This is a genomic window from Prochlorococcus sp. MIT 1223, from assembly GCF_034092465.1.
Classification (GTDB): domain Bacteria; phylum Cyanobacteriota; class Cyanobacteriia; order PCC-6307; family Cyanobiaceae; genus AG-402-N21.
In genome coordinates this window covers 456,181-468,569 of record NZ_CP139303.1, presented here as the reverse complement: position 1 = coordinate 468,569, position 12,389 = coordinate 456,181, and the positions used below count along the sequence as shown (strand labels likewise).

Genomic DNA, 12,389 nt, shown 5'->3' with positions numbered 1-12,389 from the left:
GCAGGAAAATTAGTGCAACCATAGAAAAAGGACAGCTTCTTATTGCCGTCCTTTTTCCTACGGTTAAAATCTTAGTATTTTAAATACTTAGTCTTTTTTTACTGCAGGAGCATTCATTCCGTCGTAGTCAGGACCAACGACTACACCAACTATTGCAAAAAGAACCATAGACAGAACCCCAACAAGAGCTGCTGATTGGTTGAATGACGCTAGAGCGGCAAATGTTTGAATAAACATGAAAACGGGGGCAAATGATGTATTAACAGCAGAGGATATCTCATTTTTTAAGATGGTTCTGCTTTTTTTCATCTAATTCTTTTTAAATTTAACTTTATGAATTTCTATTGCTGCTTCTATTGTTTTCTTGAATGACCGAAAACCGTGTCTGTGACAGGATTTAGCGTTATATCTACCGGTCTGGCAATATTTTCATTAAGTCTATTAAGTATAATTACGCATCTTGAGATTACTCTTAGTGGATCAGTCTTCTCTTACTTTTCTTGATTTTGCAGGTCTATTCTTAGGTCTTCTTATGCTTGGAATAGGAATTACTCTCTTTTGTGATTGGGATTGGATCCCCATATCAGACTCAGATAGATCAAGAGGCCTGTCTCTTGATCTTTTAAAGAAGCAAATCTTTTCTGAATAACTTGTATATTTCTCTCCTAATTAGTTATTCTAAATAATTATCAAGGAAAAGCTTTGGCACCTCATTTGGAAAATCCTTTTATTATTTTAACTTGGCATATACTAGTTGGATATTTAATTACTGTTACTTGCGATTGGAATTGGATACCTCTTACACCTGAAGAAAGAAAAAGGGGAAGGTCTATAGATCAGATAAGGTCAGAGATATTTGATTTAGATGGTTTTATAAAAGGTTGGAAAAAAGACTTCAAAGATTAAATTAAGCTAATAATAAGCTAATAATCTTTTCGATAAACCTTTCTTATGGATTTATTATTTGAACCACGCAACAAGGATGATTCTTATATAATTGTTTAAGATGATAAATTTAAGTTGGAACCTAGCTTGTCCCCACTGGCACATGTAAACCTATTTAACATGATTTTAGCTATTTATGTAATAGGTTATCAAGTAACTATTTGTTGTGATTGGAGTTGGATCCCCATGAACCAAGAGGATTATAAATTACCTTTCCAAGACAAATGGTATAAAATTTAATTAGATTAAAGTCTTGAATAATCTCATGGTTCTGGATTCTTTTATTTGATTAAGGTAAATAAATTTATTTTTTCTTAAGCTCCATTCTTGATTTGTTTAATCAAAAGATTGAATTTTAATAAATGTGTATGACTTTAAGAAATAGGTTTACTTGCTTTTCATTATCAAAACTTTCTTATATGGCGTTTATCGGTTTATTATTTGATTTGACGGGGCGTGGCGCAGCTTGGTAGCGCGGGTGCTTTGGGAGCACTAGGTCGCAGGTTCGAATCCTGTCGCCCCGACTGGGTTTTGAAGAGTCTCAAAATAAGAACGGGATCTCAGCGGGATCTCCTGAGTATTTACTCGCTAGTGATAGCTTTATTTCTTGTTCTTCCAGCCGAACATCTCAGCCATTTTTCCAGTTAATGCAAAATATCCAATCGCTCCAAGAAACAAGCTAAAAGCAATCAGATTAGGAACGATGCCCCCAATAATCTGAGCTTCTCCAAAAGTAAGAAACGTAATCACAACAAAAATCCTGGCCCAATTATCAGCAAAATTCATTTAACCATTTCCAGGAATATCAAAAGGAAGCTTTTCTGATGCTGCTACAAGGAATTTCTGAACTGCAGGAATACGTAATAAGGCTAAAGGCAGAACAATGTTCAAAACGATCCAAGCACCACCAATAATTGGTGCCCATTTGCCAAATTTCTTGAGAAATCCTCTTTGTTCATTTTTTTCTGACATCTTATTTTGATCAATCAAAAACTATTCTTTTTCTAGCTGATTTAGCTCAACTAGACATTCCTGCTAGGAGCTAGAGCGAGAAGATTAGTCTTCTACTAAAGTTCCTGCATCTTCCACTTGCGTGACATATTCAAGGTCAATGCCTTTCTCTTCAATAATTTCTTCATTAGTTTTGCCTTTGAGTTTATCTAAAAAGACATCTAATTCACCGTCACCATAAGTAAAAGGCACTTCCAGATCCTCAAGTTCATCATCATAAGACTCTTTTATATGAACATGAATTTGGCTCCATCTTGTCTTTGGTTTTACTCGTTTAATAGCAATTATTTGATCAGGGTCTATAGCAAAATATTCCGCTATTTCTTCATCACTACCATCCACGTAGTCCATAGTTAGGCAAAGCTCTTTATCGGTAAAAAGACTGGTGTAAGACCAATCTCCTCTAGCCTTATTAATCTTTGTTTTTTTTAGATTCTTGACTAAAGAAAGCTTGCAGAAAATCTTTAGAGAGGCGTATTCAGTCATTAGGTTTGCTCAACTATCTCTTATCCCTTTCTAGCTGATCTAGCTCAATTCTTCATCCCGCTAGGAGGAGGACTATTACTGATTTTTGTTTTGTTTATCCCATTCCATTCCATCTCAATAGTCATTTTGAAAACATAATTCCAATCAACATCTTTTAGGAAATCTTCAATATCTTTATAACGACAATTTGAACCTATTCCATAACTTTCGAAGTGATCTTTCAATCCTTCCTCATCATTTTCAAATTCTCCAAGAAGATCATCAAATTCACATTTTAAATCTTCTTTTAAATCCGAAATAGTTTTGGCAAAAAACTTTTTGAAGAATTTATCTTCAGGACCATCAGAACCTTCTATTGATGGGATGTGATAGTAAGCAGCGTCAGCAGTGGCTCGAGTTATTTTGTTACCATAAAAATCATTACTAACAATATCCTCCGCTGTGCTGCAAGCAGAAAAGATGTGACCAGAAAAAGTTTTATCGACAGTAGATTTCTCAATAATTTCCACATCGTCATCGTCATATACACCTAGACCATCTTCAGGATCTCGAACTTCAGAAATAGGTTCAATTAAGTCTGAAAATGAATTAACAAGATCCAAGTCTTGGCAATGATAGGCAATCCAACCTCTCATATGTCTTATCCAAAATAGATCTTCTTTTTCTTCTGATCCAAAATCCCACCAGTGGTCATATTCGTCTATTTCTTTTTTGCTGTATTTATTTTCAACGTAGTCCCAGTCAATCGCACTAACCATGGCTTCTTCTACCTCTTCTTGCCTATAAAAAAACTTCTTAAATTTGGGGTTGCTATTAAAAAGCTGTAAAACCTGCTCATCAGTTAGTTCAGATGAATCCCAAGGTTGAAAAGTTAATGACCGAATAATGTTGTCGAGATTAGTTTTGTTGTCAAACACTCCATCTGCAAGAAATTGAATATTTTCCTCTGAAATTGAACCGCCTCTTTTCTCCTCCATATACTGCTCTTTTTCCTTGAGATTCTCTACAAGGATCTCATTCGCTTTTTTCTTAATTTCATCCGTAACTGGCAACCAAGTGGACATATGTGAATTATTTTCTAGCTATAACCTTTCTAGCTGATCTGGCTCAGGTCTTCATGCTGTTAGGAGGCAGGGTGAGGGAGGGCAACCTTTTAACCATCCATAGATACTCCATCAACCCATTCAGGTTTAAACCCAATCAGTTCAGGAACACCTTCCTCCCAATCATCAGGCAATACTTCTATTCCTGGTAAACCTTCATCTAAGTCCTCTTGCTCTATTCCTACATCTCCATTCATTGGAACGGCAAGAGGAGGAACACATAAAAGGTCCTCGTCATCTAGATAAAAATCGCATTCATCATCATCTTCATCTTTACCTTCCACTAATCCTGCTTTTAGCAAGTCATCTCTGGTTACAGCATCATCATCCAACCAAATATTGAGCATGTGTTCCTCGCTCGCCTTTATTCCTTTTCCATCAGGAAAATACTTTTGGTAGTAAACATCTCTTTTTCCAGTCATTAGTCTTACTCTTAGAAGTTAAGAAATGGAGAGTCAGGGTCTAAGTGTTGTTTTTTTATTTCATGTAGCTCCAAAATATCATCAGTTTCTACAGGCTCTCCATCTACATACATCAATAAAGGAATATCCCATTTCATCATTGGTTCATCAAACTCTTCCATTTCATCTTCGTCTTCTACTTCTTCCCAACAATCTTCCCAATCTTCATCAAGATCTCTGTAATTTTTATTGAAGCACTCAACTGTCATGTAAGCCGTTTGCCATCTATAGATGGTTTGGGCTAAACAGTCATTAATGACGAAGTAGTTATAGGAGGATTTTGAATCGTTAGGTGTGGACATGGTTTTATTTTTAATTTCCTCCTCTTCTGCTTTTTCCGCTTGCTCTAAAGCTTTATCTAAATCATCAACAGATTTGTACCCAGACATTTCTGCAAACTCTTCTTTACTTACTTCACTACCAATATCAGCAAATGCTTTAGTTAAATGATTTCCTTCTAGTCCCCATTCGTGAAATTTCATTAGTCTTCCTCCTATTCGCAATGCTCCTTCAATAATTTCGCAGCATCTTCATCGCCTAATTCTGCTGCTTTCTTCCAATCTTCACAGGCACCTTTGAGGTCGATCATCAACCTGCACCTGGTCCTATATCGACAATGTCTTTCGGATCTAGACCATAGTAACTACAGAAATCTTGCTCATACGTGTCGTAATCACGGGTTTCTTCTCCATCCTTCCAAGGGATGATTTCAAAGAAAGAATCCGAAACAAGTTCTGGGTTCTCCTCATCTTCCTCCCAGTCGTACTCAGGGTATTTCTTGGCATCTGACTTCTTAATAGTTACGGGGCAAGTATGGTTCTCATCATCAATGTATTCCTTCCCGTTGATCTGAAATATCTCAGTACCATCCTCGGCTGTGTAGCTATCACATTCGCTGCTCAATTCTGCTTGAGACTCTTTGCCATCATCATCTTTACGAGTAAAAAGTTTTTTATCTTCAGCACCAGAATTTATATCCTCACTATCAAAATAATCACTGCTGTAAACTTCATTTAAATAATTAGCAGATTCCGTATCTCCTAATTCTATTGCTATCTTCCAGTCTTCGCAGGCACTAACAATATCTTTTGAAAGACATTTTGCTACTCCTCTTCTCTGATAGCTAAGAGCATCATACTGATTTATTTCTAATGATTTATTTAAATCATTTATAGCACCTTCTACATCTTCAATCCCTAGCTTAGAAATGCCTCTATTTCGATAATTAATTCCATTATTAGGATCTAATTCTATTGCCTTATTATAGTCTGAAATTGCTCCTAAGAAATCATCTTTAAGATTTTTTAGAAGTGCTAAATTAGTATATGCAAGTGCAATATCAGGGTTTATAGCAATAGCCTTCTGTGAATCAACTTTAGCACCTTCATAGTTTTCTATTTCAATATTTGCAAGAGCTCTATTGCAATAAGCAGAAGTAAGGTTTTCGTTGTTTTCTATACACTGGTTGTATGATTCAATTGCTTCAGGATATTTTTCTAAAGAAAGTAAACTATTGCCAAGATTAAGGTAAAGACTTGCAGTGTCAATTTCATTCTTATTTTCAATCAAAAGTCCTTTTTTGTAATCTTCAATAGCTCCTTCAAAATCACCTATTTCATGCCTTCTGATACCACGGTTATTATATGAGAGTTGACAGCTTGGATTAATATCTAACTCTTTTGAATATGCATCAATTGCTTTTTCAACTTCACCTAGTTCATAATATCTATTACCGATATTGTAATAAGCACCTTTAAAATTAGGGTTGATTTCTAAAGCTTGAATAAAATCATCAAGAGAACCTTTAGTGTCTCCAATTGAACTCTTGGAGACAGCGCGTTTAAAATAGGCGTCTGCATTTTCTGGGTCAAGATCTATTGTCTGATTGTAATCTTCTATAGAAGAATCATAATTACATAAAAAATAATTCGCAAATGCACGATTAAGGTAAGCCAATGAAAACTCTCCGTCTAAATCTATTGCTTTATTTGCATCATCAATTGCACCCTTATAATCACCAAGTTCAATCTTCAAACAAGCTCTATTATTAATTGCAATTACACATAATGGATTAACTTTAAGAGCATTGTTGTAGGCAAGTAGTGCATTCTGAAAATTACCAAGCTTATGTTGAGCCAATCCTAGATTTATAAGTTCTATATCATTTTTAGATTCATTAATGTTACCCTGTGAGAGTTTTTCCCCTCCTCTTTTTATATAAGCTTGGTCAGAATTATATTCTTCATTTAAGTCTTCTTCCTCTTTGCTAGAGATCATAATACTTGCAATAAAGATTACCGTAGTTGAACCCATTACAATAGGCTTTTCTACCTTTAAAAATGAAAGGCCAAGTGCAGTAGCTGTGCCAACACCTAAAGCAATTGCTGTATCCCTAAGTCTCATGCTCGATTACTATGCAATATGGATGGGTTTTGAGCCACTTCAAACTGTGATAACCATATTTCCATAATCTTTTGACTTTCAGGAACCATCAAGAATCTAGATGGGCTTTCAAGAGTTGTACGAAAAATTTTTACGAATTGAAGTTATTTAATAAATTTGATTTAGCCTGATTTAAATAATCTCAATATTTCTTATCTTGACCAAATCTAAACTCTATAAGCAACTTGTCAAAGAAACCTTTTATTCTAAAAGAATTGTTTGGTCTTTTGCAGTATCTTTAATAAGCCTTTTTGCATTAAAAGAGTTGCCTTCAGGTTTTCTGACTTGGTTTGGATTTACTTTTTTATGTGGTGGTTTAGCAGGTCTAATTGAGTCAACCTTCCACCCAATGGGAGTAAAATGGAAAGATAGAGTCAGATCTTCAAGTAAATCATTCTTTGTTGCTTTCATAGGGTTGTTTCTTCTAAGTAAGGGATCTCCTAAAGCTCTTTTGCTAGGTGATCTTTCTATAAATTGGGTTTATTTATCTCTTTTCTTAGGACTGATTGGTGGTGGTTTTAATTTTGATAGATCTATGGAACGGATTAGGAACGAGAATAATAAGCCTAGAGTAAATCAGTTCCTAGATAATCAACTCACCCAAGAAAATATTACTTCCAGTAGATTCTTATCTTGCTTTGCTATAAAAGTTATCGTTAATAGTTTTAAGCCTAAACAACTTCAAAAACTTTTTAATTTTAATACTCCATTAACTTTTAGAACTAAAGTTCGACTGGCGATAGTTACATATTGGGATCAAAGTCCAGATACTCCTCTGGAAGCAATTTATAAAGTTTGCCAAGGCAACAAGAATCTTCTCTCTGAACAGATTGATTGGGAAGATACAAATAACGTTTGGCAAATGTGTAAACAAGAATTTGATTTTATAGAGCGATAAATGCATGAAAATCTATTAGCTTTTCTCTCTTACCCCCCTTCCCATTTAGCACCTTTCGATAGGTTCTCTTTTGCAGTAAGTATTTGAAGGTTGTCTGGGTGATGTTCGCCTCCTGCTGCAAGTGGTTTGATGTGATCTACATGATGTTCAATACCAGTTGCTTTAGTTAAAAACTTTGCTTCCTTATAAATTTTTGTGATTTGTAGCTTTTCTTCTTGAGTTAGATCTCTTGGATAGGCACCCCTTCTCATGGCATCTCTAAGTCTTTGGTCGTTTTTTCGACACTCGACACACTCGCTATTTCGAACATGACGTATGCCGCTGTGCCCAACATTGCAGCTATGCCCTATGTAGGTAGTCAATCCTCTCTCTAACGCCTCAGTTCGTGAAAGAGCGGCTTCATTATTTTCCTCTCGTTTGCGCCGAGCTTCTTTCGCTTCTTTCTTTCTCAGCTCTTTCTTGATCTGTAGCTCTACGGCAGCCTTTTTCAATTGCCTTTGAGCTTCTTCTCTTTCTTTTTGGCGCTCTAATGCTCTTTGCCCAGATCTTTGTCCAGCGCTACTGACCCAGGAGACCCTTTCCCCTAATGCATTTGTATAAAACCCAGTTCTTTTGCGCTGCCACCTTGCTGGACAAACCTTGTGCTTTTTCAAGTCAATTTTTGAACCTATAGGAAGATGAGTAAAAGGAATTCCCTTGCAACCACAGATACAATTATTTGATGGCTTACTTTTTTCTTTCTTATAATGATATTGAGGTTCTTTTAATGATTTGTTGAAAGAATTATGACCTATTCGTTTGATTTTCGGCTTTTCTTCTTTATATAAATAACGCTTAAAAATATAAATCGATATGGCAATGATAATCAACCAGGGAAGATGTACTACAACCCACATAAATGCAATGAATGAAAATACACTGAATAGCCAAAGCAATCCATTTGCCAGATCGTTAACTAACCATCTATCTGTCCATTTGTTATTTTTATTAGTTGGCATTATTTGATCTTTTATTCATTAACTTGTATTTCACAAACTTTATTCCAACTCTGCTTGACTATTTCAACTAATCGTTCCCAATTAATATCCTCCTTAAAGGATTCTTCATCTTGATACTCACATTCATGATGTGTTCCTTCTCCAATTCCCCAGTAGCACTCAGTTTCTTCATAGTCACAATTGCTTAACCGCCTTTCTACAAGTTCCTTTGCATCTTTAACTGTATAAAACTCTGCAATGTTTCCCCTTTGTTCTTCCCACCAATCTATTTTCTCTTCCTCAAGCATAGGCTCGTAAGAAGTCGTGTCACAATAATGCGCAAATTCGTTGATAACTCTCGAATCAGCCCATGAAGCTCTTCCGTTTTTTGCTTCTTCTATGAGCTGACTCACCCATCTATCTAATTCTTCAATCAGTGCTATCTCTGAACTTGGTTTTTGATTTGAGATCTGGTCATAGATTGCATAAAAATGAATGTAATCTTTGCAATGTTCCTCTAATAATTTAGAAGCTTCATCACTACCTAAGTTGGTTGCTTCCTTCCAATCTAAATAACTACCCTTTAGGAACTCTATTTCTTTTGCAGCGTGTCCTCTTCTCAAATATAGGTCAACATTATTTGGCTTGATTTGGATCATTTTTGTTAATAGATCATACTTTTCACTATGATCTTTAGCTTCAGATTCGAGAATCTCATAATCTTCAATCTCTAAATATCCATCACAATGCTCCTCAAATAATTTAGCTGCCTCTTTATTATCTAATCTTGATGCTTTCCACCAATCAAGGCAGGCTCCTTTAAAATCAACTAGTTTTTTCTTTGCCTTGCCCCGATAACAATAGCACCAGCCAATGGCTTCATTTTTACTATTACCTTTACCCCCTACATCTATTTTTACACTGAAGTCATTAATTTGACCTCTCGCGATTTCCTTAGATAGATGTTCTATAGATTCGCTATAATCATCTATAGCGCCTTGAATATCACCTATTAATTCTTTGGTGAAACCTCTTAATTTGTAAGTTTCCGCGTGAATAGGGTTTAGTTCTATTGAATTGTTATAATCTTTGATCGCTCCGTTGAGATCTTTGTATTGATGTTTTGCATGTGCACGCCTTTTGAAATAACCATAATTTGATGGGTTGAGCTCTATCGCTTTAGTAAAATCAATTATTGCACCTTCGTAGTTACCTAAGCTTTCTTTTGACCAAGCTTCTTTAAAATATTTTGTTGACAACTCTCGGTCATTATCTGGTTCCAATTTATATTTTAACTGCTTATAAGGAACTTCTTTTTTAGTCCATTCATATTCAACTTCTTGGAGGGAATCCTCAAGTTCTAGTAATAGTTCCTTGGTTATTAGCTTGTTTGCACGTAGCGCAATATAAATATTTAATATTCCTTGCCATGTGAGATTATGGTGAATATTTAATAAATCATCAAAACTCATTCCACTTAAGTCTTTAGCTGTTGTATAACCCTCTCCTAAAAGTAGTTGCACTCTAGGAATACCTAAATTGGCTAGTTGAAGATCACTTTTTATTTCTGGAAGGCTAATATCTAGGTTTGTCTTTTTTAGTGTTCTGCGAGGTGGTCCCTCCCACACCTCTTCCCATTCTTTATTTAATTCCTTTTCTAGTTTCTTCCAATCCTTCTTAGTCCTAATAGCATATTTTTCTTGCCATTCTTTTTGGCTTAGCTTCTCATCATAGTTTCTCAAAATCTCTACGTACTCCCATTCATCTTCCGATAATTGATATTTAATGTCTTTCTGTTCTTTTTTTCTTCTTGAAAGGATCAATCCTGTGCTTGCTACAACAACAGTTGATCCGACAATAATTAGTTTGTCCACCTTTAGTAAAGACAAACCCAAAGCGGTAGCAGCTCCAATACCAAAGGCAATCGCAGTGTTTCTGAGTTTCATACGCAATGATCCTTCTTACTTATGATTTTTGTTTTAGGAGAGCAGGTTTATAACAATCATTTTCATTGTCCCAATATACGGCGAATTCCGGATCAACCTCATTGAATTCAATTAAATCTTTAAAAGATAGAACTTTACGATCAGGATCTTGATCGGAAAAATGGTCTATTAAAACTAGCCCAGGGAACTCATATTTCATAATTCGAGTATCAGGACTTTTATTTAGTTCTAAAAGATTCAAATAATAGACACTCCACTCCTCACTATCTTTAAAGTAAGAAAGATTTCTCTCAAGTTCTTCATCCTCAACCTCTTTATATTCACCATATGGAAAATATTTTTCAGCAATATTCTTAGGAGCAATAATTGATTCCATATGTTCATAATCACGAGAATATAATTGGTTATTTCCAAAATTAAATATCCCTGGGAATGGATCCTCTTCGTCTGGTTCTGCAAACTCTTCTATGTATGGTTCAAATAATCCTTTTATGAAGGCTACTTTTTCTTCTTGTGAGGCGTTATCTAAGCTCTCTTCTTCTAAATCATCAGGTCGCTTATCAATGAATTCAATGAAGTATTCTTCGTCTGGGAATTGAGCCTCAATCTTTGATGGAGGAGTTGGTAAATATCTTAGTGATTTTAAAACCCAGTCATAGTTAGTCTTGTTTCCGTAAAGCGATTCCGCGAGATGTTGGACACCTTCCTCAGAGATTCCTTTATGAGAGAGTGAATCGCCAAGATTCTCTTTTAAAAATTGTTCTTTCTCTTTGAGACTCTCCTCGACTAGCTTTTTAGCCTTTTCGATTAGTTCTTCAGTTATAGGTAGAAGGCTAGACATTATTGAAATCAAGTTTTTCTTCTTACCCCCTTTCTAGCTGATCTGGCTCAAGTCTTCATCCTGCAAGGAGGCAGGGCGAGATGAGGCGGCCAAGTTACTTTGACGCCGAGTCATTAGTTTTCCTCCTCATCCTCTGGATCTTCTGCCCATAATTCATCATCATCTTTAGTTTCTTCTCTTATTTCTTCTGAAAAACGCTCATAATCTTCCTCACTATCAAATGCTTCATAGCGAAAAACATACATTGGTTCTAAGTGAAAATAAAGGCATGTATCTTCAAAATCAAAGGGAACACCTGGGGTATCTATATCAATATCATCAACAATAATGTCAACTACCGATCCCTCAATCTCATTGAATTCGTAATTGTATTTTTCTGCTTGTTCTAAGGCGTGTTCCTTATGGATAAGCTCAAATCTGATTTTTTGAGTCATTAGTCTTCTTTAACTTTTACAGTCTTTTTAAAGTCAATTTCCTGAATATTTTTCTTAAGATATTTAGCTAATTTTTCTTTGATTGTTTCTTCATCACAGTACTCATGTATAGCTTCAAAGATTCCATCCCAATCCAGTTCTTCTAGAAATTCTTCCTCAGATGAATATTCGCCTTCTGGTATACCGAGGTTAAAGAAATCATTACACTTAAAATCATCAATAAAATCTTTCTTTAGCTCTTCCTTTGAGCTATTAAATATAAAATTAAAACCTTTAAGACACTCTTCATCACTATCAAACCACTCCAAATTTTCATCTATTGACTCATATATACATGAAAGCATGTAGTAGTTGGCATCATCAAAACAGGCAGCAGTAAATAAATCGAAAAAGCTTAAATATACATTATGGTTGTAGTTCACTTCAATATAGATTCTCTTATTTAAATCACCATCCCATGTACAAGTTATGCCTTCTTCTTCTTCTAAGATTTTGATGACGCGGTTATACAGCTGTAAATTTGTTGCATCATCTTCTGGAGAAGGTTCTGTTCCACAACAAATAAAAGTTCCTTTCTTTCCAACAGTTTGCAATAGATCGACTTGATCCTGTGAGGTAAAACATAGCCATGGGCCTTCATATCCATCAGCCGTAATTAAATAAGCCGCTTCACTTTGAGTCTCTCCGCACTTTCCATGCGCCCGAATACCTTCCTTATTAAGTCGTGCAAAGGCTTTCCCTAAAGGAGAACTAAGAAATTCCTCAGTATCATTTGGCACTGCAGTCATTAGTCTTCCTCTCTTATTCCTTTTTAGCTGATCGACTTCAGTAATCATCACAGTCTT

16 protein-coding genes and 1 tRNA gene are annotated in these 12,389 nt (G+C 35.5%); 4 read left to right on the top strand and 13 right to left on the bottom strand.

Translation table 11 applies throughout. The features are described 5' to 3' along the window. Nucleotides 1-87 precede the first annotated feature (87 nt). Nucleotides 88-309 carry a hypothetical protein gene (locus SOI85_RS02570; protein WP_320664672.1) on the bottom strand — a complete coding sequence of 74 codons (222 nt, stop codon included), beginning with the start codon at nucleotides 307-309 and terminating at the stop codon, nucleotides 88-90. Nucleotides 310-475: 166 nt separating this feature from the next. On the opposite strand from SOI85_RS02570, the gene SOI85_RS02565 reads away from it, so the two are divergent. The 3 genes from SOI85_RS02565 (at nucleotide 476) to SOI85_RS02555 (ending at nucleotide 1,469) form a co-directional block, all read left to right on the top strand. Then, a complete protein-coding gene (locus SOI85_RS02565) occupies nucleotides 476-649 on the top strand; it encodes a hypothetical protein (RefSeq protein ID WP_320664671.1) in 174 nt (57 codons plus the stop codon). 53 nt (nucleotides 650-702) lie between these two features. Then, nucleotides 703-906: a hypothetical protein gene (locus SOI85_RS02560; protein ID WP_320664670.1), complete on the top strand. Its 204-nt coding sequence runs from the start codon at nucleotides 703-705 to the stop codon at nucleotides 904-906. A 489-nt stretch (nucleotides 907-1,395) separates the two neighbouring features. Next, nucleotides 1,396-1,469: transfer RNA gene (locus SOI85_RS02555), tRNA-Pro, on the top strand. Nucleotides 1,470-1,545: 76 nt separating this feature from the next. Here SOI85_RS02555 and SOI85_RS02550 read toward each other — a convergent pair. The 7 genes from SOI85_RS02550 to SOI85_RS02520 form a co-directional block, all read right to left on the bottom strand. Then, entirely contained in the window at nucleotides 1,546-1,731 is a 186-nt protein-coding gene (locus SOI85_RS02550; RefSeq protein ID WP_320664669.1) for a hypothetical protein, read from the bottom strand. Beyond that, nucleotides 1,732-1,917, bottom strand: a complete 186-nt coding sequence (locus SOI85_RS02545) for a Signal peptidase I (RefSeq protein WP_320664668.1) — start codon at nucleotides 1,915-1,917, stop codon at nucleotides 1,732-1,734. An 84-nt stretch (nucleotides 1,918-2,001) separates the two neighbouring features. Further along, the gene (locus tag SOI85_RS02540; RefSeq protein ID WP_320664667.1) at nucleotides 2,002-2,442 is read right to left on the bottom strand and encodes a hypothetical protein; all 441 of its coding nucleotides are present in this window, start codon (nucleotides 2,440-2,442) and stop codon (nucleotides 2,002-2,004) included. Between the two features lie 44 nt (nucleotides 2,443-2,486). Continuing rightward, nucleotides 2,487-3,506: a hypothetical protein gene (locus SOI85_RS02535; protein WP_320664666.1), complete on the bottom strand. Its 1,020-nt coding sequence runs from the start codon at nucleotides 3,504-3,506 to the stop codon at nucleotides 2,487-2,489. 89 nt (nucleotides 3,507-3,595) lie between these two features. Then, on the bottom strand, nucleotides 3,596-3,967 hold the full coding sequence (locus tag SOI85_RS02530; RefSeq protein WP_320664665.1) for a hypothetical protein: 372 nt from the start codon (nucleotides 3,965-3,967) through the stop codon (nucleotides 3,596-3,598). An 11-nt stretch (nucleotides 3,968-3,978) separates the two neighbouring features. After that, nucleotides 3,979-4,488 (bottom strand): hypothetical protein, encoded by a 510-nt coding sequence (locus SOI85_RS02525; RefSeq protein ID WP_320664664.1) that lies wholly within the window; start codon nucleotides 4,486-4,488, stop codon nucleotides 3,979-3,981. Nucleotides 4,489-4,594: 106 nt separating this feature from the next. Continuing rightward, a complete protein-coding gene (locus SOI85_RS02520) occupies nucleotides 4,595-6,409 on the bottom strand; it encodes a tetratricopeptide repeat protein (RefSeq protein ID WP_320664663.1) in 1,815 nt (604 codons plus the stop codon). 196 nt (nucleotides 6,410-6,605) lie between these two features. Between SOI85_RS02520 and SOI85_RS02515 the strand changes: the two genes are divergently transcribed. Further along, entirely contained in the window at nucleotides 6,606-7,346 is a 741-nt protein-coding gene (locus tag SOI85_RS02515; RefSeq protein ID WP_320664662.1) for a hypothetical protein, read from the top strand. Between the two features lie 29 nt (nucleotides 7,347-7,375). Here SOI85_RS02515 and SOI85_RS02510 read toward each other — a convergent pair whose 3' ends face one another. The 5 genes from SOI85_RS02510 to SOI85_RS02490 form a co-directional block, all read right to left on the bottom strand. Then, nucleotides 7,376-8,344: an HNH endonuclease signature motif containing protein gene (locus tag SOI85_RS02510; RefSeq protein WP_320664661.1), complete on the bottom strand. Its 969-nt coding sequence runs from the start codon at nucleotides 8,342-8,344 to the stop codon at nucleotides 7,376-7,378. A gap of 11 nt (nucleotides 8,345-8,355) precedes the next feature. Further along, nucleotides 8,356-10,269: a hypothetical protein gene (locus tag SOI85_RS02505; RefSeq protein ID WP_320664660.1), complete on the bottom strand. Its 1,914-nt coding sequence runs from the start codon at nucleotides 10,267-10,269 to the stop codon at nucleotides 8,356-8,358. 19 nt (nucleotides 10,270-10,288) lie between these two features. Then, nucleotides 10,289-11,110, bottom strand: coding sequence for a hypothetical protein (locus SOI85_RS02500; protein WP_320664659.1), 822 nt, complete (start codon nucleotides 11,108-11,110; stop codon nucleotides 10,289-10,291). A gap of 113 nt (nucleotides 11,111-11,223) precedes the next feature. Beyond that, entirely contained in the window at nucleotides 11,224-11,544 is a 321-nt protein-coding gene (locus tag SOI85_RS02495) for a hypothetical protein (RefSeq protein WP_320664658.1), read from the bottom strand. Further along, a complete protein-coding gene (locus SOI85_RS02490) occupies nucleotides 11,544-12,380 on the bottom strand; it encodes a DUF6891 domain-containing protein (RefSeq protein ID WP_320664657.1) in 837 nt (278 codons plus the stop codon). Before SOI85_RS02490 ends, SOI85_RS02495 begins: the two co-directional genes overlap by 1 nt. Nucleotides 12,381-12,389 lie beyond the last annotated feature (9 nt).